The 19,497-nt window shown below is 70.2% G+C and carries 16 protein-coding genes; 14 read left to right on the top strand and 2 right to left on the bottom strand.

Annotated elements, in window-relative coordinates; all coding sequences use genetic code 11:
• Positions 1 to 10: 10 nt before the first annotated feature.
• Positions 11 to 955, top strand: coding sequence for an HAD-IIA family hydrolase (locus EDC36_RS10175; RefSeq protein WP_132963154.1), 945 nt, complete (start codon positions 11 to 13; stop codon positions 953 to 955).
• 12 nt (positions 956 to 967) lie between these two features.
• Here EDC36_RS10175 and pdxR read toward each other — a convergent pair whose 3' ends face one another.
• The gene (gene pdxR / locus EDC36_RS10170) at positions 968 to 2,449 is read right to left on the bottom strand and encodes a MocR-like pyridoxine biosynthesis transcription factor PdxR (protein WP_132963234.1); all 1,482 of its coding nucleotides are present in this window, start codon (positions 2,447 to 2,449) and stop codon (positions 968 to 970) included.
• A gap of 122 nt (positions 2,450 to 2,571) precedes the next feature.
• Here pdxR and EDC36_RS10165 point away from each other — a divergent pair, with 122 nt between their 5' ends.
• The 9 genes from EDC36_RS10165 to EDC36_RS10125 all read left to right on the top strand — a co-directional run bounded on the left by EDC36_RS10165 (position 2,572) and on the right by EDC36_RS10125 (position 14,047).
• Positions 2,572 to 3,390, top strand: a complete 819-nt coding sequence (locus EDC36_RS10165) for a gamma-glutamyl-gamma-aminobutyrate hydrolase family protein (RefSeq protein WP_165902854.1) — start codon at positions 2,572 to 2,574, stop codon at positions 3,388 to 3,390.
• 111 nt (positions 3,391 to 3,501) lie between these two features.
• A complete protein-coding gene (locus EDC36_RS10160) occupies positions 3,502 to 4,872 on the top strand; it encodes a glutamine synthetase family protein (RefSeq protein ID WP_132963153.1) in 1,371 nt (456 codons plus the stop codon).
• 65 nt (positions 4,873 to 4,937) lie between these two features.
• Positions 4,938 to 6,338: an aspartate aminotransferase family protein gene (locus EDC36_RS10155; protein WP_132963152.1), complete on the top strand. Its 1,401-nt coding sequence runs from the start codon at positions 4,938 to 4,940 to the stop codon at positions 6,336 to 6,338.
• Between the two features lie 128 nt (positions 6,339 to 6,466).
• On the top strand, positions 6,467 to 7,633 hold the full coding sequence (locus tag EDC36_RS10150) for an extracellular solute-binding protein (RefSeq protein ID WP_132963151.1): 1,167 nt from the start codon (positions 6,467 to 6,469) through the stop codon (positions 7,631 to 7,633).
• A gap of 155 nt (positions 7,634 to 7,788) precedes the next feature.
• The gene (locus EDC36_RS10145; RefSeq protein ID WP_132963150.1) at positions 7,789 to 8,904 is read left to right on the top strand and encodes an ABC transporter ATP-binding protein; all 1,116 of its coding nucleotides are present in this window, start codon (positions 7,789 to 7,791) and stop codon (positions 8,902 to 8,904) included.
• 27 nt (positions 8,905 to 8,931) lie between these two features.
• Positions 8,932 to 9,867 carry an ABC transporter permease gene (locus tag EDC36_RS10140; RefSeq protein WP_132963149.1) on the top strand — a complete coding sequence of 312 codons (936 nt, stop codon included), beginning with the start codon at positions 8,932 to 8,934 and terminating at the stop codon, positions 9,865 to 9,867.
• A 22-nt stretch (positions 9,868 to 9,889) separates the two neighbouring features.
• The gene (locus EDC36_RS10135; RefSeq protein ID WP_132963148.1) at positions 9,890 to 10,726 is read left to right on the top strand and encodes an ABC transporter permease; all 837 of its coding nucleotides are present in this window, start codon (positions 9,890 to 9,892) and stop codon (positions 10,724 to 10,726) included.
• A gap of 49 nt (positions 10,727 to 10,775) precedes the next feature.
• Complete coding sequence (locus tag EDC36_RS10130; protein ID WP_132963147.1) at positions 10,776 to 12,422, top strand: protein adenylyltransferase SelO; 1,647 nt, start codon at positions 10,776 to 10,778, stop codon at positions 12,420 to 12,422.
• A gap of 143 nt (positions 12,423 to 12,565) precedes the next feature.
• Positions 12,566 to 14,047 carry an aldehyde dehydrogenase gene (locus EDC36_RS10125; RefSeq protein WP_132963146.1) on the top strand — a complete coding sequence of 494 codons (1,482 nt, stop codon included), beginning with the start codon at positions 12,566 to 12,568 and terminating at the stop codon, positions 14,045 to 14,047.
• A gap of 30 nt (positions 14,048 to 14,077) precedes the next feature.
• Here EDC36_RS10125 and EDC36_RS10120 read toward each other — a convergent pair whose 3' ends face one another.
• Complete coding sequence (locus tag EDC36_RS10120; RefSeq protein ID WP_132963145.1) at positions 14,078 to 15,226, bottom strand: alkene reductase; 1,149 nt, start codon at positions 15,224 to 15,226, stop codon at positions 14,078 to 14,080.
• A 91-nt stretch (positions 15,227 to 15,317) separates the two neighbouring features.
• Between EDC36_RS10120 and EDC36_RS10115 the strand changes: the two genes are divergently transcribed.
• The 4 genes from EDC36_RS10115 to EDC36_RS10100 form a co-directional block, all read left to right on the top strand.
• A complete protein-coding gene (locus EDC36_RS10115) occupies positions 15,318 to 16,220 on the top strand; it encodes a lysophospholipid acyltransferase family protein (RefSeq protein WP_132963144.1) in 903 nt (300 codons plus the stop codon).
• Between the two features lie 2 nt (positions 16,221 to 16,222).
• Positions 16,223 to 16,990 (top strand): Crp/Fnr family transcriptional regulator, encoded by a 768-nt coding sequence (locus tag EDC36_RS10110; RefSeq protein ID WP_165902853.1) that lies wholly within the window; start codon positions 16,223 to 16,225, stop codon positions 16,988 to 16,990.
• Between the two features lie 141 nt (positions 16,991 to 17,131).
• Positions 17,132 to 18,790 carry a methyl-accepting chemotaxis protein gene (locus tag EDC36_RS10105; protein WP_132963142.1) on the top strand — a complete coding sequence of 553 codons (1,659 nt, stop codon included), beginning with the start codon at positions 17,132 to 17,134 and terminating at the stop codon, positions 18,788 to 18,790.
• A gap of 12 nt (positions 18,791 to 18,802) precedes the next feature.
• A partial coding sequence (locus tag EDC36_RS10100; RefSeq protein ID WP_132963141.1) for a PAS domain S-box protein occupies positions 18,803 to 19,497 on the top strand: 695 nt, incomplete at its 3' end.

The raw sequence follows: 19,497 nt of genomic DNA, 5'->3' as shown, positions 1-19,497 counted from the left end.
CAATGTGGGCATGCTGTCCACCGCCAATGCCACCGTTGACGGCCCCGCTTGGGCGCTGCTGCAAGCCTACGAGGCCGAGCGCGCCGTCTGGCCCACCGTGCCGCCCGTGCGCCACGCCCCCCGTGAAGTGACCTGCCTGGCCGATGTGCTGCCCCACTACCAGGCGTTGTTGTTCGATGCTTTTGGGGTGCTCAACGTCGGCGACCGTGCCATCCCGGGCGCGCCGCAAGCGCTGGCGGCGCTGCGGCGCGACGGGGTGCCGTTTCGCATCGTCAGCAACGCCGCCAGCGTGCCCAAAGCGGGGTTGGTGGCGCGCTACCGGGCGCTGGGTTTTGCGCTGGATCCGCAGGACTTCGTCACCAGCCGTGACGCCACGGCGGCGGCGTTGGCGCAGGCGCCCGGTCACTGGCGCTGGGCGGTGGTGGCGCCCGAAGGGGCCGATTGGTCGGACCTGCCCCTGCCGCAGGCACGGCGCTGCGACGGGGCGTTGCGTGACGGCGACGATGCGGTGTTGTTTTTGGCCGCGCAGGGCTGGAACGAGCATGCCCAGGCGCGGCTGGAGGCCAGTTTGCGCGCCCAGCCGCGACCGGTGTGGGTGGCCAACCCCGACCTCATCTCGCCGTGGGAAGGGGGGTGGGTGCGCGAGCCGGGGGGCTGGTGCGCCGGACTGACCGCACGCACCGGGGCGCCCGTGCGGCGCATCGGCAAGCCGTTTGGCGAGCTGTTTGCGTTGGCGCTGGCCAGCTTGCCGCAGCCATGGGCCCCCGCGCGGGTGCTGATGCTGGGCGACACGCTGCACACCGATGTGCTGGGCGCGCTGGCCGCAGGCCTGCACGCGGCGCTGGTCACCGGTGCCGGCGCCAGCACCGGGTTGGACGTGGCGCGCGCGGTCCAGGCCACCGGCCTGGCGCCGCACTGGGTGATGCCCTACATTGGCCGGCCGCCACGGCCCTGACGCGCGGGCCGCTCAACCCAGCGCCTGGCGCACCACCGCCACCACCCGCGCCGCGCACGGGGCGATCAGCGCCGGCTGGGCGTAGCCGTAGCCGATGACGAGGCCGCGCAGGTCGCGCCGCTGCAGGCAGTACGCCGACAGCGGCCGCACGGTGATGCCCTCGCGCGCCAGTTGCGTCGCCATGGCGCCGTCGTCCGCCTGGGCGGGCAGGCGCAGGCAAAGGTGCAGCCCTTGCGCGGCGCCATCGATGCGCACCCCGGGCAGCGCCAGCAACGGCTGCAGCGCGGCCAGCAGTTGCTGGCGCCGCTGGGCGTAGGTCTGGCGCGCTCGGCGCAAGGCGGCGGCGAAGTGGCCCAGCTCGATGAACTCGGCCAGCGCCGCCTGCAGGGGCAACTGACCCGGACGGTTGAGGTCGTAGTGCGCTTGGCGAAAGTCCTCCACCAACGCGCGCGGCGCCACCAGGTAGCCCAGCTTGATGCCCGGGTACAGCACCTTGGAAAACGTGCCCAGGTAGCACACCCGGCCGTCGTCGTCCAGCCCGGCCAGCGAGGCAATGGGCGCACCATCGAAGCGAAACTCGCTGTCGTAGTCGTCCTCCAGCACCCACGCGTCCAGGCGCGCGGCCAGCGCCAGCAGGGCCCGGCGCCGCGCCAGCGACAGCACCGCCCCGGTGGGGTATTGGTGCGACGGCGTCACGTAAATCAGCCGCGGCGCGCCCGCGCTGCCCTCCTGAGGCGGTGTCCAGCCCTGCTCATCCACCGGCAGCGGCTGCAGCTCCAGCCCGCAGGCTTGCAGCGCCTTGACGGCGCCCCAGTAGGCCGGGTCTTCGATCCAGACGCGCTCGCCAACGTCGGCCAGCAGCCGCGCGCACAGCTCCAACGACTGCTGCGTGCCGCTGGTGATGATGACTTGCTCGGGCTCCAGGCGCACGCTGCGCGACACGCGCAGGTAGTCGGCCACCGCGCGGCGCAGCGGCCCGTACCCGCCCGAGGTGGTGTAGTCCAGCATGTCCGGCCGCGCCTGGCGCCAGTGTTTGTTGTGCAGGCGCTGCCACACCGCCACCGGAAACGCGCTGAAGTCCGCCGCACCCGGCGTGAACGGCTGGATCTCCAGATGCTGCGCGTTGTGGCGGCGCGCCAGTGTTTGGCCGCGCGCCGACAAGCCGGGCAAGCGGGCTGCGCTCGGCGCCCGCCGCGGCCGCGGCGCCGTGCCCTGGGGCCACCAGTCGGCCACGTAGGTGCCGCTGCCCACGCGGCTGCTCAGGTAGCCTTCGGCGGTCAGTTGCTCCAGCGCCGCCACCACGGTGTTGCGCGACAGGCGCAGGTCCGCCGCCAGCTCGCGGCTGGACGGCAAGCGCTCGCCCGGCCCCAGCCGCCCGTCCAGCAGCGTGCGGCGCAGCGCCTCGTACAAACGGCGGTTGAGCGGCAGCCCGCTGTGCGGGCCGGCCGGCCCATCGTCACGGGCCAGTTCCGCCAGCAGGTGTTCGGCCAGCAAAGAGGTGCTCAGGGTCATGGGGCGAGTCTCGCGGCGCGCTGCGGTGGCCTCCAGTGGCACCGTCGCATGCCATCAAATGGCACCCATTGTGCATCCAATCGACGCGCACAATGGGTCGCATCATGCACGTCGAGTCCGCGCCGCCTTGGGTTTGGATGCCTGCCGACCACCGGCTGATGGGCGAAACCTTGCACGCGCAGCCCTACCTGGTGTTGGGCGACAAGTACGCCCGCGCGGTCAAGGTGGGCGCGCAGGCCCAGCCGGTGATGTTCCCGCTGGCCAGCGCCGACGAGGTGCCCGCGCTGCTGGCGCAGGTGGACGGCGTCGTGCTGACGGGCTCGCCGTCCAACGTGCACCCGCGCCACTTTGGCGAACCGGTGGCCGACCCCAGCCTGCCGCTGGACGAGGCGCGCGACGAAGTCACGCTGGCCGTGGTGCGCGCAGCGCTGGCCGCTGGCGTGCCGTTGCTGGGCATCTGCCGCGGTTTTCAGGAAATCAACGTGGCGCTGGGGGGCAGCCTGCACCAAGCGGTGCACGCGTTGCCCGGCCACCTGGACCACCGCGAGCCCAAGCACCTGCCGCTGGAGCAGCAGTATGCGCCGCGCCACGCGGTGACGCTGCAGCCTGGCAGCCTGCTGCAGGCGTTGGCGGGCGGGGCCATGACGGCGCAGGTCAATTCGCTGCACGGCCAGGGGATCAAGCGGCTCGGCCAGGGCCTGCGCGCCGTGGCGCACGCCCCCGACGGGCTGATCGAAGCGGTGGAGTTTGAGCACGCGCGCGCCTTCGCGCTGGCGGTGCAATGGCACCCGGAGTGGCGCTGCTGGGATGACCCGCTGTCCAGCGCCATCTTCGCCGCGTTTGGGCGCGCGGTGCGCCAGCGCCGCCAGCAGCGTCTGGCCGACGCCCGTGCCTACGCCGCCGCTCCCGAAACCCCTGCCTGATCGCCGTTGCCCGGATGCGGCAGCCACACCACGCCCAGCGCTGCCAGAATGTCCGGGTCGGGCGACGCACCCCCCACCGCGTCGCCACCCCTCAGGGCCACGGAGACCACCATGAGCAGTGCCAAACAACTCAAAACCTTCAACGATCTGGAGCAATGGCTCAACGAGCGCCGCGTCACCGAGGTCGAGTGCCTGGTGCCCGACCTGACCGGCGTGGCACGCGGCAAGATCCTGCCGCGCGAAAAGTTCACCGAAGACCGCGGCATGCGCCTGCCCGCGTCGGTGGTGGCGATGAGCGTGACCGGCGAGCAGCCCAGCAGCGGGCCGTACTACGACGTCATCGACCCCACCGAGCGCGACATGCAGCTGCGGCCCGACCCGGCCACCGCGCGCATCGTGCCCTGGGTGGCCGACCCCACCGCGCAGGTCATCCACGACTGCTTCGACCACAGCGGCAAGCTCATCCCCTACGCCCCGCGCAGTGTGCTGCGCCACGTCTGCAGCCTGTACGACGCCATGGGCCTGCAGCCGGTGGTGGCGCCGGAGCTGGAGTTCTACCTGACCGCGCGCAACACCGACCCCAACACCTTGCTTCACCCACCGGTGGGCCGCAGCGGGCGGGCCGAGACCTCGCGCCAGGCCTACAGCATCGACGCGGTCAACGAATTCGACCCGCTGTTCGAGGAGATCTACGACTGCTGCGACAAGATGGAGCTCAACGTCGACACGTTGATCCACGAAGTGGGCGCGGGGCAGATGGAGATCAACTTTTTCCACGCCCACCCGCTGGAGCTGGCCGACGAGGTGTTTTTGTTCAAGCGCACCGTGCGCGAGGTGGCCCTGCGCCACGACATGTACGCCACCTTCATGGCCAAACCCATCGCTGGCGAGCCCGGCAGCGCGATGCACATCCACCAAAGCCTGGTGGACAAAGCCAGCGGCCGCAACGTCTTCAGCAACGAAGACGGCAGCCCCTCGGAGATGTTCTACCACTACATCGGCGGGTTGCAGCGCTACATCCCGGCCGCGATGGCGCTGGTGGCGCCCTACGTCAACAGCTACCGGCGGCTGGCGCGCCACACGGCGGCGCCGATCAACATCGAGTGGGGGCACGACAACCGCACGGTGGGCATCCGCTCGCCGATCGCGCCGCCGCAGGCCCGCCGGCTGGAAAACCGCGTCATCGGCGCCGACGCCAACCCCTACATCGCGATGGCCATGACGCTGGCCTGCGGCTACCTGGGGCTGGTCAACAAAATCAAGCCCAAGCCCGAAATGCGCGGCGACGCCTACCTGTCGCCTTACGCGCTGCCGCGCAGCTTGGGCGAGGCGCTGGACTGGCTGCGCCGCGAGCCCGACCTGCACCACGTGCTGGGCGAGGAGTTCATCACGATCTACACCGAGATCAAAGAGCTCGAGTTTGAGGAGTTCATGAAGGTGATTTCGCCCTGGGAGCGCGAGCACCTGTTGCTGCACGTCTGAACACGCAAGCGCTGCGCGACGCCGCGTGGCGTGCCGCCAGCCCCCTGCCCGAAAGGAGACCGCCGATGACCGCCGTGGCCGACACCCACCTGACCCGCGAGCTGCGCGCGCTCGACGCCGCGCATGTTCTGCACCCCTTCACGGACCATGCGGCGCTGGCGGCCAAGGGCGCGCGCGTCATCACGCACGCCGAGGGCATCTGGATCTGGGACGCCAACGGCCAGCGCATCCTGGACGGCATGAGCGGGCTGTGGTGCGTCAACGCCGGCTACGGCCGGCGCGAGCTGGCCGACGCCGCCTACCAGCAAATGCTGCGGCTGCCCTTTTACAACACCTTTTTTCAGACCACCACCGAGCCGCCGGTGCGCCTGGCGCAGCGCCTCACCGAGCTGGCCCCGCCCGTGGCGGGGCGGCGCTTCACGCACGTGTTTTTCACCAGCAGCGGCTCCGAGGCCAACGACACCAACGTGCGCCTGGTGCGCCGTTACTGGGACTTGATGGGCCAGCCGCAGCGCAAGGTCATCATCAGCCGGCGCAACGCTTACCACGGCTCGACGGTGGCCGCCGCCTCGCTGGGTGGCATGGCGGCCATGCACGCGCAGGGCGACCTGCCCATTCCCGGCATCGAGCACATCGAGCAGCCCTACTACTGGGACCTGCGCCAGCCCGGCGAGACGCCCGAAGCCTTTGGCGTGCGCGCGGCGCGTTGGCTGGAAGACAAAATCCTGGCCATCGGCCCCGACAAGGTCGCCGCCTTCATCGCCGAGCCGGTGCAGGGCGCCGGCGGCGTCATCATCCCGCCCGCCACCTACTGGCCCGAGGTGCAGCGCATCGTCGACCGCTACGGCATCTTGCTCATCGACGACGAGGTGATTTGCGCCTTCGGGCGCCTGGGCCACTGGTTTGCCTACGAGCGTTTCGGCATCCGGCCCGACCTGGTGACCTTTGCCAAAGGCGTCACCAGCGGCTACGTGCCGCTGGGCGGGGTGCTGGTGGGCGAGCGCGTGGCCAAGGTGTTGGTCGAGGGCGGCGAGTTCACCCACGGCTACACCTACAGCGGCCACCCGGTGGCGTGCGCGGTGGCGCTGGCCAACCTGGAGCTGATGCAGCGCGAGGCGCTGCCCGAGCGCGTGCGCAGCGACACCGGCCCGTACCTGGCCGAGCGCTTTGCCACGCTGGCTGACCACCCGCTGGTGGGCGTGACCGAGAGCTGCGGCTTTGTGGCCGGCCTCATTCTGGTGCGGGACAAGGCCACGCTGACGCCGTTTCCCGAAGACTGGGAGGTGGGCATGCTGTGCCGCCAGCACTGCTTCGACACCGGGGTGGTGATGCGCGCCGTGGGGTCGCGCATGATCATCGCGCCGCCGCTGGTGATGACGCGCGCCGACATCGACACCATGATCGGGCTGATTCGGCGTGCCTTGGATGCGACATGGGACGATTTGCGCCGCCAGGGGCGCGCGTGATCGGCCAGGGCTGCCCTACAATGGCCGACGGAGCGCAACAAGGGGCGTCGGGTGGGCATTGTCCGCACCGGCCTGCTGCTCGGGCATTTTTCTGCAAGGACGTGGTCGTCACCGACTGGAGTGTGGACATGAAAAAGCATCTGCTCGCCCTGGCCCTGGCCGCCGCCTTTGTCGCCGGCTGTGGCAAGAAAGAAGAACCCGTCGCCCAACCCGCGCCGGCCCCGGCCCCCGCGGTCGCGCAGGCCCCCGCCGGCCCGGTGCTGGACGACGAAAAAGTGCTCAACATTTACAACTGGCCGGACTACATCCCCGAAGGCATGCTCGAAGCCTTCGAAAAGGAAACCGGCATCAAGGTCAACTACGACACGTTCGAGACCAACGAAGCGCTGCACGCCAAGCTGGTGGCGGGCAACACCGGCTACGACATCGTCGTGCCCGGCAGCGTGTTTGCCAAGCCGCAAATCGAAGCCGGCCTGTTCCAGCCGCTGGACAAGGCCAAAATCCCCAACTACCAAAACCTCGATCCGGCCGTCATGAAGGTGCTGGACCGCGTCGATCCGGGCAACCAGTACCTGGTGCCGTGGGCGTGGAGCTTCACCACGGTGGGCATCAACAAGCAAAAGGTCGAAAAGGCGCTGGGCGGCATGCCGATGCCGGAAAACGCCTGGGACCTGGTGTTCGATCCCAAGTACACCGCCAAGGTCAAGAGCTGCGGCATTGCCTACCTGGATTCGCCCACCGAGATCATCCCGGTGGCGCTGCACTACATCGGCAAAGACGCCTATTCCAACAACCCCGAGGACTACAAGGCCGCGGTCGAGATGCTGAAGAAGGTGCGCAAGGACATCCGCATCTTCAGCTCGACGATGATCGACGACGTGGCCAGCGGCAAGGCCTGCGCGGTGATCGGCTGGGCGGGTGACATCAACATCGCGGCGCAGCGCGCCGCCGAGGCCGGCTCCAAGGACGAAATCGTCGCGCTGCTGCCCTCCACCGGCGCGCTGGCGTTTTTCGACACGATGGCGATCCTCAAAGACGCCAAGCACCCCAACAACGCGCACGCCTTCATCAACTTCTACCTGAAGGCGGAAAACGCTGCGGCCATGGCCAACGAAATGGGCTACAACGCCGGCAACACCCAGGGCAAGGACCAGATCAAGCCCGAGGTGGCCAACAACCCGTCGATCTTCCCGCCGGCGGACTACATGCCCAAGCTGATCCAGCCCAGCAGCTACACCAACGAGGCGCGTGAAGCGATGGCCTCGGCCTACAACGCCTTCAAGCGCGGCAAATAAACGTCGCCAGCGCAGGCGGTGACCGAGCCGCGGGCACTCATGGCGCAACGGGCTGTTCTTCCGGCGGTGGGGCAGCCCGTTGCGTTTTCGTACACCGGTCAGCGGGCGTGCGGTCGGCTGGGCCGCCGCCCTACCTTTGGGGATTGAGAGGGGTCATGGCGCAAGCTCCGCAAGTTCCGCTCGATGCCGAGCATTACCTGGTCACCGACAAGCTGGTCAAAACGTTTGACCAGACGGTGGCGGTGGACGAGGTGTCGTTGTCGGTGCGCAAGGGCGAAATCTTCGCCCTGCTGGGCAGCTCCGGCTGCGGCAAGTCCACCTTGCTGCGCATGCTGGCGGGGTTCGAGACCCCGACCTCGGGCCGCATCCTGCTGGGCGGGCAAGACGTGGTGGGCCTGCCGCCGTACGAGCGGCCGGTCAACATGATGTTTCAGAGCTACGCGCTGTTTCCGCACCTCAACGTGTGGGACAACGTCGCCTTTGGCCTCAAGCGCGAAGGGCTGCCCAAGGCGGAAATCGCCAAGCGCGTGGACGACATGCTGGCGCTGGTGCAACTGAGCGCCTACGCGCAGCGCAAGCCGCACCAACTGTCGGGCGGGCAGCAGCAGCGCGTGGCGCTGGCGCGCAGCCTGGCCAAGCGGCCCAAGCTGCTGTTGCTGGACGAACCGCTGGGTGCGCTGGACAAAAAGCTGCGCGAACAAACGCAGTTCGAACTGGTCAACATCATCGAACAGGTGGGCGTGACCTGCGTGATGGTCACGCACGACCAGGAAGAGGCCATGACGATGGCCAGCCGCATCGCGGTGATGAGCAAGGGGCGCGTGCTGCAGGTGGGCACGCCGCAGGAAATGTACGAATTCCCGGCCAACCGTTTCGTGGCCGACTTCATCGGCAGCGTCAACCTGTTCGACGGCACCCTGGCCATCGACGAGCCGGACCACTGCGCCATCGACACGCCCATAGGCCGCATCCACGTCGGCCACGGCACCACCGGCGCCTTGGGCATGCCCGTGGCGGTGGCGGTGCGCCCGGAAAAAATCGACATCGCCAAGCAGCGCCCCGACGGCGTGGCGTGCAACCTGTTCCAGGGCCGCGTCAAGGAAATCGCTTACTTCGGCTCGTACAACGCCTACATCGTCGTCACGCCGCAGGGGCACAAGGTGCGCATCACCGAAGCCAACACCTCGCGCCACGACCTGTCCGACATCACCTGGGACGACGAGGTGTGGTTCTGGTGGAGCGACACCGCCGGTGTCGTGCTGCGCGACTGACCCCCCGCCGATCCTTGGGTTGCCACGATGTCCACCCCTGCTGGCCCTTCGCCCCTGCTGCCGATGCCCGGACGGCGCTTTGTGATCGCCGTGCCGTTCGCCTGGCTGACGCTGTTTTTCCTGCTGCCGTTCCTGATCCTGCTGTACATCAGCTTCGTGGACATGGGCGACGGCATCGACCCGTTTCGCCCGCTGTGGGACGCCACCACCGGCGTGCTGCACCTCAAGTACGAAAACTACTGGTCGATCTTCAAAGCCGAATGGGACGGCCCGCTGTTTCGCACGCTGTACGTCGAGGCCTACGTGCGCTCGCTGCTGTACGCGTCGGTCACCGCCACACTGTGCCTGCTGATCGGCTACCCGTTTGCGTACTTCATCGCGCGCAGCCCCGCCGCGGTGCGCCCGGCGCTGTTGCTGATGGTGATGCTGCCGTTTTGGACCTCGTTTTTGCTGCGCGTGTACGCCTGGAAGGGCATCTTGGCCGACGCCGGTGTTGTCAACCGGCTGCTGATGGCCCTGGGCCTGACCAGCGAGCCGCTGCCGCTGCTGTACACCAACGTGTCGATGCTGGTGGGCATGACCTACGTGTACCTGCCGTTCATGGTGCTGCCGCTGTACGCCACGCTGGTCAAGCTGGACTGGCGGCTGCTGGAGGCGGCTTACGACCTGGGCGCCACGCCCTGGCGCGCGTTTTGGCTGGTGACGGTGCCGTTGTCCAAGGCCGGGATCATCGCCGGGTTCATGCTGGTGTTCATCCCGTCGGTGGGTGAGTTTGTCATCCCCTCGCTGCTGGGCGGCCCCGAAAACCTGATGATCGGCCGCGTCGTGTGGGACGAAATGTTCACCGCCAACAACTGGCCACGCGCGGCCGCGCTGGCGGTGGTGATGATCGGGCTGATCGTCGTGCCGCTGTCGCTGTACTACCGCTACAGCGGTGAACGCGCGGCGGCCGGCGCGCACTGACCCCAACCGAAAGGGTCGCACGATGGGCAACGTTTTCGCTCGGCACCTTGGCAAAGGCTGGCTGGCGCTGGTGTTTGCGTTTTTGTACGCGCCGCTGCTGTTCATGATCGTGTTTTCGTTCAACAGCACGCGCCAAGACGCCGTCTTCACCGGTTTTTCGCTGCGCTGGTACCAGGCGCTGCTGGACGACAGCAAAATCGTCAACGGCTTTTTTGTCTCGCTCAAGGTGGCGCTGACCACCGGCGTGCTGTCGGCGGTGCTGGGCACGCTGGCCGCGTTCGTGCTGGTGCGCTACCGGCGCTTTTGGGGCCGCACGCTCTTTTCCGGCATGGTCAACGCGCCGCTGGTGATGCCCGAGGTCATCATCGGCCTGTCGCTGCTGCTGTTGATGGTGGGTGCGCAAAACGTGTTTGGCTGGCCGCAGCGCGGTATGCTGACCATCACGCTGGGCCACACGCTGATGGGCATGGCCTACGCGATGGTGGTGGTGCAGTCGCGCCTGCTGGAAATGGACCGGCGCATCGAGGAAGCGGCGATGGACCTGGGTGCGCGCCCGCACCAGGTGTTTTTCCTGGTGACGCTGCCCAACATCGCGCAGGCGGTGCTGGCGGCGTTTTTGCTGTCGTTCACGCTGTCGTTCGACGACGTGGTGATCTCCGAATTCCTCTCTGGCCCCGGCGTCAACACGCTGCCCCAGGTCATCTTCGGCTACGCGCGCCGCGGCATCAACCCCACCATCTACGCCGCGGCGACGATCCTGATCGTCGTCGTTACCACCGTTATCGTCAGCTACGCCGTGTGGGTGGCGCGCGCCACCCGGCGGCGCGAGCGCGAAATGGCCGCAGCCCTCAAGGGGTGAAGCGCGCGCGGGTGCGGCGCCGCGGGCGCGGCTGCGCTACGCTGGCGGCATGGATGCGCGCGTCACCCCAGCGGCCTTGGTCGCACCACCCCACGGCCGGGCGCCGTGGCGGCCCACGTTGCAGGCGCGTTGGGCCGACACCTTGCCCGAACTGGCGGTGCCTTGCCAGGCGCAGCGCTGGCCGGCCCCGCGCCTGGCCTGGCTGCACGACGCCGTGGCCGACGCGCTGGGCTGGCCGAGCGAGGCTTTGCAGGGGCCGCAGGGGGTGGCGCTGCTGGCCGGGGCCGCGCTGCCGCCGGGGGCACGGCCGGTGGCGTTGGTGTACGCCGGGCACCAGTTCGGCCGCTGGGCCGGACGCTTGGGCGACGGCCGCGCCCTGCTGTTGGGCGAGGTGGCGTGCCCCAACGGGGCGCTGGTGGACGTCGGGCTCAAGGGCAGCGGGGCCACGCCGCTGGCGCGCGGAGGCGACGGTCGTGCGGCGCTGGGGCCGATGCTGCGCGAAGCCTTGGTCAGCGAAGCCATGCACGCGCTGGGCATCCCCACCACGCGCACGTTGGCGGTGCTGACCACCGGGGATACCGTGTGGCGCGACGGCCCGCAGCCCGGCGCTTGGCTGGTGCGCGTGGCCGCCAGCCACCTGCGCGTGGGCACGTTTCAGTGGGTGGCAGCGCTGGACGACCTGGGCTTGCTGCAGCGCTTGTGGCGCTTTGCCGCGCAGCGGCACGACCCGGCGCTGCTCGAGGGGCTCAACCCCGACGCGTGCGACCCTGACCGGGTGCAAGCGTGGCTGCGCGCGGTGGTGCAGCGCCAGGCGCGCCTGGTGGCGCTGTGGATGGGGGTGGGCTTCATCCACGGCGTCATGAACACCGACAACATGGCCATCAGCGGCGAAACGATCGACTACGGCCCCTGCGCGTTCATGGAGGGCTACGACCCGGCGACCGTGCACAGCTCGATCGACCTGGGCGGGCGTTACGCCTGGGGCAACCAGCCGCGCATCGCGCAGTGGAACCTGGCGCGGCTGGCCGAAACACTGCTGCCGCTGCTGCACCCCGACCACGACACCGCCGTGGCGCTGGCCACCGACGCGGTGCGCGCCTTTGGCCCTGCTTACCAACGCGCGTGGCGTGCCGTGATGCGGGCCAAGCTGGGGTTGGCGGCGCCGTACCCGGGCGGTGCGGCCAGCCCGGTGGCGTGGCCTCCCACCGTCCCGGCGCAGGACGACGCCTGGGCCGAAGACGACGACGCGCTGATCACCGACTGGTTGAACGCCTTGGCGGCTGAGCGCGTGGACTGGACGCTGGCGCACCGCCGGTTGGCCGACGCGGTGGCGGACGCCGCCCAGGCCGGTCTGGGTGCGCTGCCCGAGCACGCCCCCGCGCCGCTGCACGCCTTGTGGTCGGAGGCGGCCCCGCTGCAGCGCTGGTGGGGGCGCTGGCGCGCCCGCTGCGCGCGCGACGGTGTCGGTGCCCCGGCGCGCGCCGCTGCCATGCGCCGCGCCAACCCGGGGTACATCCCGCGCAACCAGCGCGTGGAAGAGGTGCTGCACGCTGCGCTGGCGGGCGACCTTGCACCCGCGCGCGCCTTTGCGGCCGTGCTGCGGCACCCCTTCGACGAGCAACCCGGCGCCGCGCGCTGGGCCACCCCCGCGCCGCCCGAGTGGGCGCAGCGCTACGTGACCTTTTGCGGCACCTGAGGGTGCATCGGGGCCGGCCTGGCTTTCCAAGCGGCTCCGTGCTGGCGCGCGCCAGTGGTCCGTGCGGGGCGGCCGCAGGCGCGCTAGCATGAGGTCATCGTTGGCTGCGGCCACGCTCCCACCGTTTGTTGGAGGTTGACACGATGCCACACCCCACCCCCACGCCCTGCTTGGATGGCCGCGCCTTCATCGACGGGCAGCGGGTGTGGGCGCGCGACGGCCAAACGTACACCAAGCATTCGCCGGTGGATGGCGCGGTGCTGGGCGACGTGGTGCGCGGCCAGGCGGCCGACATCGACGCCGCGGTGGCCGCCGCGCGCGCGGCGTTCGAAGACGGGCGCTGGCGCGCGCAGCCACCGGCGGCGCGCAAGCGCGTGCTGCAGCGCTGGGCGGAGCTGATCGTGCAGCACGGCGATGAGCTGGCCTTGACCGAAACGCTGGACATGGGCAAGCCGGTACGCTGGTCGCGCAGCGTCGACGTCAACAGCACCGCCAACTGCATCCGCTGGTACGGCGAGGCCATCGACAAGGTGTACGACGAAATCGCCCCCACGCCGCGCACCGCGCTGGCGCTGGTGACGCGCGAGCCCATCGGGGTGGTTGGTGTCATCGTGCCGTGGAACTACCCGATGATCATGGCCGCGTGGAAGCTGGGCCCCGCGCTGGCGGTGGGCAATTCGGTGGTGCTCAAGCCCAGCGAAAAGTCCCCCTACACGGCGCTGCGCCTGGCCGAGCTGGCGCTGCAGGCCGGCCTGCCGCCGGGGGTGCTCAACGTGGTGCCGGGCTACGGTCCGGAAGCCGGGGCGGCGCTGGCGTTGCACATGGATGTGGACGCCATTGCCTTCACCGGCAGCACGCGCGTGGGCAAGCAAATCCACGTGATGGCCGGGCAAAGCAACCTCAAGCGCGCCTGGACGGAGCTGGGCGGCAAGTCGCCCAACATCGTTTTTGCGGACTGCCCCGACCTCGACCGCGCCGCCCAGGCCGCGGTGGGCAGCGTCATGTTCAACCAAGGGCAAAGCTGCAACGCGCCGTCGCGCCTGTTCGTGGAGGCGTCGATCAAGGACGCGCTGCTGGAGCGCATGCTGGCGTTGCTGCCGCGTTACCAGCCGGCCGACCCGCGCCAGCCCGACACCGTGATGGGGGCCATCGTCGACCGCGCCCAGCTCGACACCATCGCGCGCTACATCGAGATCGGCCAAGCCGAAGGCGCGCGCCTGCTGGCGGGCGGGCAGGTGGTGCAGCCCGTGCCGGGGGGCTGCTACGTGCAGCCCACGGTGTTCGACAGCGTGCACAACGGCATGACGATCGCGCGCGAGGAAATTTTTGGCCCGGTGGTGGCGGTGCTGGCCTTCACCGACGCGGCCGACGCCATCGCCCAAGCCAACGACAGCATCTACGGCCTGCAGGCGGCGGTGTGGACGCGCGACCTGGACAAAGCCCACGGCGTGGCGCGCGCGCTGCGGGCCGGCACCGTGCACGTCAACCAGTACGACGAGGACGACATCACGGTGCCGTTTGGCGGTTTTCGGCAAAGCGGCGTGGGGCGCGACAAGTCGCTGCACGCGCTGGACAAGTACACCGAGCTCAAAACCACCTGGATCCGCCTGGACGCGCGCTGGTGACGCCCCGCGCGTGCCCCCGCGTGGGGCGGCTCAGGGTGCGCGGGGGTAGTCGGTGTAGCCCGTCGGCCCACCGCCGTAGAACGTGCGGCGGTCTGGCTCGGCCAGCGGCAGCCCCTCGCGCAGGCGGCGGGTCAAGTCCGGGTTGCTGATGAACGGGCGCCCAAACGCCACCAGGTCGGCGCCTTGCGCCAGCGCCTGCTCGGCCAGCGCACGGTCGTAGCCGTTGTTGACCATCCAGGCCCCGCGGCCGCCGGCGTCGCGGTACGCCCGGCGCAGCGCGGCGTAATCAAACGGCTGCGCGCCCTGCTGGAAATCGCGCGCTCCGCCGGTTTGCCCCTCGATGATGTGCAGGTACGCCAAGCCCATGGGGGCCAGTTGGCGCACCACATATTCAAACAGCGGCTGCGGCTCGTCGTCCCAGGCGTCGTTGGCGGGGGTCACCGGCGACAGCCGCAGGCCCACCCGATCCGGTCCGATGGCCTCGGCCACCGCCTGTATCACCTCCAACAACAGCCGGGCGCGGTGCTCGATCGGGCCGCCGTAGGCGTCGGTGCGGTGGTTGCTGCCGCGGCGCAAAAACTGGTCGAGCAAATAGCCGTTGGCCGCGTGCACCTCGACGCCATCGAAACCCGCGTCCAGGGCGTTGCGCGCCGCTTGCGCGTAGGCCTGCACGATGCCGGGCAGCTCGTCCAGGCGCAGCGCACGCGGCTGCGACACCTCCACGAAGCGCCCCACCCGCTGGCCGTCCACGGTCTCGATCAGGTAGGTTTTGGCCTGGGCGCGCACGGCCGAGGGCGCCACCGGCGCTTGGCCACCGGGCTGCAGCGCGGTGTGCGAAATGCGCCCCACGTGCCACAGTTGCGCCACGATCAGGCCGCCGGCGGCATGCACCGCGTCCGTCACGGCGCGCCAGGCCTGCACCTGCTCGGGCGCGTGCAGCCCCGGCGTGTCGGCGTAACCATGGCCTTGCGGGCACACCGGGGTGGCTTCCGAAATGATCAGCGCCGCGCCGTCGCGCGGGTCGGCGCGCTGGGCGTAGTAGGTGGCCATCAGCGCGTTGGGCAGCTGGCCGGGCGCACGGTTGCGCGTCAACGGCGCCATCACGACGCGGTGCGGCAGCGTCCACGCGCCCACGCGCAACGGTTGAAAAAGCAGGCTGGTGGAGGCGGTGCTGGTCATGGCCCCATCGTAGCCTGGCCGCCCGCAGCGGCGCTGTCGCCCGTGCGTCGCGCCGGTGGGTGGGGGCGCTGCCGCTATCATGCGGGCGGCCATGACATCTGCTGTCCCCACTCCCCCCAACCCCGGCCCGTGGTGGCTGCGGGCGCTGGCGCGCTTGCCGCTGCCGCTGCTGCGCGGCGCGGGTGCACTGCTGGGCGCGGCCCTGTACCTGGGCGCGCCCAAGCGCCGGGCGGTGGTGCGGCGCAACCTGGCGCTGTGCTTCGCCAGCGCGTCCGCGGCGCAGCGGCGGCGCTGGACGTGGCGGGTGTTCGTCCACTTTGGGCAGGCGTTTGTGGACCGCGTGTGGCTGTGGCACGCCCCGGCGGCGCTGGTGGCGCGCCGCGTGCGGCTGCAGGGCGACCTGGACGCCTTGCAACGCCCAGGACCGGTGCTGGTGTTTGCGCCGCACTTCGCGGGGTTGGATGCGGCCTGGACGCGCCTGACCCAAGCGCTGGCGCGGCCGTGGGCAGGCATGTACGCCGCGCAGACCAACCCACGGCTGGATGCCTGGGTGCGCGCCGGACGCAACCGCTTTGGCAACCCTACCACCATCGCGCGCCGCGAAGGGCTGCGCGGCCTGGTGCGCGCGCTGCGTGGCGGCGCGGCGGTGTACCTACTGCCGGACATGGATTTGGGCCGCGAAGCGGCGGTGTTTGTGCCTTTTTTTGGCGTGCCCGCGGCCACCGTGACGTCGCTGCCGCGGCTGGCGGTGCTGGGCGGCGCGCCGGTGGTGCCGGTGCTGGGCCGGCTCGACGCGCACGGCTACACGGTGCAGGTGCTGCCACCGCTGGCGAACTACCCCAGCGGTGACGATGTGGCCGACGCCGCGCGCATGAACGTCGAGCTGCAGCGCTGGATCGAAGAAGATCCCACCCAGTACCATTGGCTGCACCGGCGGTTCAAGACACGCCCCCCCGGCGGCGCCCCGGTGTACGAGCAAGGGCCACGAGCATGACCATGTCGCGCCATGTCTGCAACGAATGCGCCACCCGGCAGCAGTGCGCCCTGCGGCCCTTGGTGACCGACCCGGCGTTCGAGGGCCATGCGGTGCATGAGCGACGCTTGGATGCCGGCGGGTCGTTGTTGCAACAGGGCGAGCCGGCGCGTGCTTTGCATGCCATCAAGGTGGGCGCGGTGCTGCTGCGGCGCAACCCGGGCCTGGGCGGCGCGCGGGCGGTCGGGGTGCTGGGCGCGGGCCATGTGCTGAGCTTGCGCGCCCTGTTGGCCGACGGCCCCGGCACCGACGCGGTGGCGGTGGTGCCCACCCGGGTTTGCGAGGTGCCGCTGCCCCTGGTGCGCGCGCTGCTGCCCAGCCGGCCGGCGCTGGTGGCGCACCTGGCGCGCCACCAGGTGCGTGTGACGGAAACCCTGGCCGATTGGTCGGCGGTGGCGCGGCTGCCCGATGCGCTGTCGCGTGTGGCCGCCGTGCTGGGTTTGCTGGCGCGTGAGCAAGGCACCCGCACCGTGGTGTTGCCCGCGCGCGACGACCTGGCGGAGCTGGCCGGCTGCGCCCCCGAGACAACCTCGCGCGCGCTGGCGCGCCTGCAGCGCGACGGGCTGCTGCGCCGCGAGGGTCGCCGTCATCTGGTGTGGGAGGGCCCCATTCCCAACCCAGGGAAAACCCGGGGGGGGGGGGGGGATCCTGTCCGGCGCTTGATCCCGTGGCGCCGTCATGGCCAGGGTGCGCGCCAAACCACGCCTCATCGCACCAAAAATAGCATATAAGACCTTCGTTGGGTGACATTTGGCATCCACGTGTGCAAACGCTGTTTGATCGAGGTCAAAGTCCCTTGACGCAGCGGCTGTCTTCCGAAATCCTGAAGGCGAGTCCCACGCCTTCCATTCGCCCCGCCCGGGAGACACCCGATGCGCATCAACGAACCTGTGACCCAGCGCGAGTACCCGTTCGACGGGCGCCAGACGCTGCTGTCCACCACCGACTCCAAAGGGCGCATCGTGTACGCCAATTCGGCGTTCGTGGCCATCAGCGGCTTCCAAGCGGAGGAACTGACCGGCCAGCCGCACAACATCGTGCGCCACCCCGACATGCCGCCGGAGGCGTTCGAAGACATGTGGCGCACGATCAAGGGCGGCGAGTCGTGGACGGCGTTGGTCAAAAACCGCCGCAAGGACGGCGACCACTACTGGGTGCGCGCCAACGCCACCCCGATGGTGCGCGACGGGCAGGTGGTGGGGTACCTGTCGGTGCGCACGGCGCCCACGCGCGCCGAGGTCGAAGCGGCCGACGCGCTGTACCGGCGCTTTCGCGCTGGGCAGGCGCGCGGGCTGGCCTTTCACAAGGGGTTGGTGGTGCGCACCGGCTGGCAGGCCTGGCGCAGCACCTTGCAAAAGCTGTCCACCTCCGCACGCATTCGGCTGGCCCTGTGGGGCACGGCGGCGTTGCCGGTGGCCACCGGCGCGGCCCTGGCCGCCACCTCCGGCGCGTGGCTGGCCGAGGGGCTGGTGGCTGCCGCGGCGGTGGTGGGGGCGGCGCTGGCGGACATCTTTCTGACGCGCCAAATCGCTGTGCCGCTGCACGCCATCCGCCGTCAGGCGCAGGCGGTGGCCAGCGGCTCGCCGGGCGAGAACCTGCACCTCAACCGCGTGGACGACATCGGCATGATCCTGCGCGCGGTCAACCAGTCGGGCTTGAACCTGCGCGCGCTGGTTGACGACGTGGTGCAGCAAACCCAAGGCCTGGCGGCGGTGGCCGAGCAGATCGCGCAGGGCAACGACGACCTCTCCGCCCGCACCGAAAGCAACGCCGCAAGCCTGGAGCAAACCGCCGCGTCGATGGAGGAGCTCACCGCCACCGTCAAGCACAACGCCGACAGCGCCCAGCAGGCCAGCCGGCTCGCGGCCAGCGCCAGCGAGGTGGCCAGCGCCGGCGGCGCGGTGGTGGCCGATGTCGTGCACACGATGGAGCGCATCACGGCCAGCTCCCAGCGCATCGAGCAAATCGTCGCCGTCATCGACAGCATCGCGTTTCAGACCAACATCCTGGCGCTCAACGCCGCGGTGGAAGCGGCCCGTGCGGGCGAAGCGGGGCGCGGCTTTGCCGTGGTGGCCGGCGAGGTGCGCAGCCTCGCCCAGCGCAGCGCCGACGCAGCCAAGGAAATCAAGACCTTGATCGCCAGCAGCGTGGCCGAGGTGCGCGGTGGCGCCGAGCTGGTGTCGCAGGCTGGCGCGCGCATGCACGACATCGTCGAGCAGGTGCGCCAGGTGACGCAGCTCGTCAACGAGATCTCGGCCGCCAGCGCCGAGCAGGCCAGCGGCGTGGCCCAGGTGGGCGAGGCGGTGGCGCAGCTGGATCAAAACACCCAGAGCAACGCCGCCTTGGTGGAGCAAATGAGCGCAGCCGCGCGCACGCTGCACCAGCAGTCCGAGCGGCTGGCCGAAGCGGTCGAGGTGTGGCGCAGCGGGGCGCGCTCGACGGCGACCGCTGTCTCGTCCCGTTGGGACGCCACCGCCGCCAACAGCCGAGCGCGCCTGACCCAGGCGCAGGCCCGGCGCCGTGCGGCCTGAACGGGGCGGGCGATGACGTTGGAGCCGCCCCATGGTGCTGGCGTCGGTGACGCGCCGTCGGCGCCGGCGCTGGCACTTGCCCGTGCCTTGCAAGATGCACTGGCCGACGGTGACGCCCCCGGCGGGCAGGGTATCGAGCGGACCATGCTGGCCGCCGCGCCCGACGCGGTGCTGTTGGTCGATGCGCAGGGCACCATCGTGCTGGCCAACGCCGCGGCGGGCGTGCTGACGGGCTACGCGCCGCAAGCGTTGGTCGATCAACCGCTGGATATCTTGCCGCCGCAGGGGCTGCAGGGCCGCCACCGGCAGTGGGTGGCGCAGTATTTTCAGCGACCATACACCCGCCCGATGGGCCGGGTGACCAACCTGCGGCTGCGCCACCGCGCCGGCCACGAGGTGCCGGTGGACATCGCCTTGGGGGCCTGCACGGTGGCCGGCGCACCGTGTGCCGTGGTGTTCATGCGCGACGTCAGCGAGGCCCGGCGCCTGACCGACGCGTTGCGCCATCAGGCCACGCACGACGCGCTGACCGGCTTGTACAACCGGGCCCAACTGCACGAGCTGCTGCAACTGACGCTGCGCCAAGCCCTGCGCTGCGGGCGCTGCGGCGCGGGGCGGTATCAAGCACCAAGTGCAACGGTGGAATCACTGAAGGGAGTGGCTGGTTTGGGTGACCTTCTCCAGCATGGCCTGGTAGACGGCGATCG

Origin of the sequence: Tepidimonas ignava (assembly GCF_004342625.1) — a bacterium.
Lineage (GTDB): Bacteria > Pseudomonadota > Gammaproteobacteria > Burkholderiales > Burkholderiaceae_C > Tepidimonas > Tepidimonas ignava.
This window is presented reverse-complemented; position numbering and strand designations above follow the sequence as displayed.

Bases quoted from the DNA above. Each gene is read 5' to 3' on its own strand.
- EDC36_RS10175 (WP_132963154.1), top strand. From the start codon at position 11: ATGCTGTCCACCGCCAATGCCACCGTTGACGGCCCCGCTTGGGCGCTG.
- EDC36_RS10165 (WP_165902854.1), top strand. From the start codon at position 2,572: ATGCACGTCGAGTCCGCGCCGCCTTGGGTTTGGATGCCTGCCGACCAC.
- EDC36_RS10160 (WP_132963153.1), top strand. From the start codon at position 3,502: ATGAGCAGTGCCAAACAACTCAAAACCTTCAACGATCTGGAGCAATGG.
- EDC36_RS10155 (WP_132963152.1), top strand. From the start codon at position 4,938: ATGACCGCCGTGGCCGACACCCACCTGACCCGCGAGCTGCGCGCGCTC.
- EDC36_RS10150 (WP_132963151.1), top strand. From the start codon at position 6,467: ATGAAAAAGCATCTGCTCGCCCTGGCCCTGGCCGCCGCCTTTGTCGCC.
- EDC36_RS10145 (WP_132963150.1), top strand. From the start codon at position 7,789: ATGGCGCAAGCTCCGCAAGTTCCGCTCGATGCCGAGCATTACCTGGTC.
- EDC36_RS10140 (WP_132963149.1), top strand. From the start codon at position 8,932: ATGTCCACCCCTGCTGGCCCTTCGCCCCTGCTGCCGATGCCCGGACGG.
- EDC36_RS10135 (WP_132963148.1), top strand. From the start codon at position 9,890: ATGGGCAACGTTTTCGCTCGGCACCTTGGCAAAGGCTGGCTGGCGCTG.
- EDC36_RS10130 (WP_132963147.1), top strand. From the start codon at position 10,776: ATGGATGCGCGCGTCACCCCAGCGGCCTTGGTCGCACCACCCCACGGC.
- EDC36_RS10125 (WP_132963146.1), top strand. From the start codon at position 12,566: ATGCCACACCCCACCCCCACGCCCTGCTTGGATGGCCGCGCCTTCATC.
- EDC36_RS10120 (WP_132963145.1), bottom strand. From the start codon at position 15,226: ATGACCAGCACCGCCTCCACCAGCCTGCTTTTTCAACCGTTGCGCGTG.
- EDC36_RS10115 (WP_132963144.1), top strand. From the start codon at position 15,318: ATGACATCTGCTGTCCCCACTCCCCCCAACCCCGGCCCGTGGTGGCTG.
- EDC36_RS10110 (WP_165902853.1), top strand. From the start codon at position 16,223: ATGTCGCGCCATGTCTGCAACGAATGCGCCACCCGGCAGCAGTGCGCC.
- EDC36_RS10105 (WP_132963142.1), top strand. From the start codon at position 17,132: ATGCGCATCAACGAACCTGTGACCCAGCGCGAGTACCCGTTCGACGGG.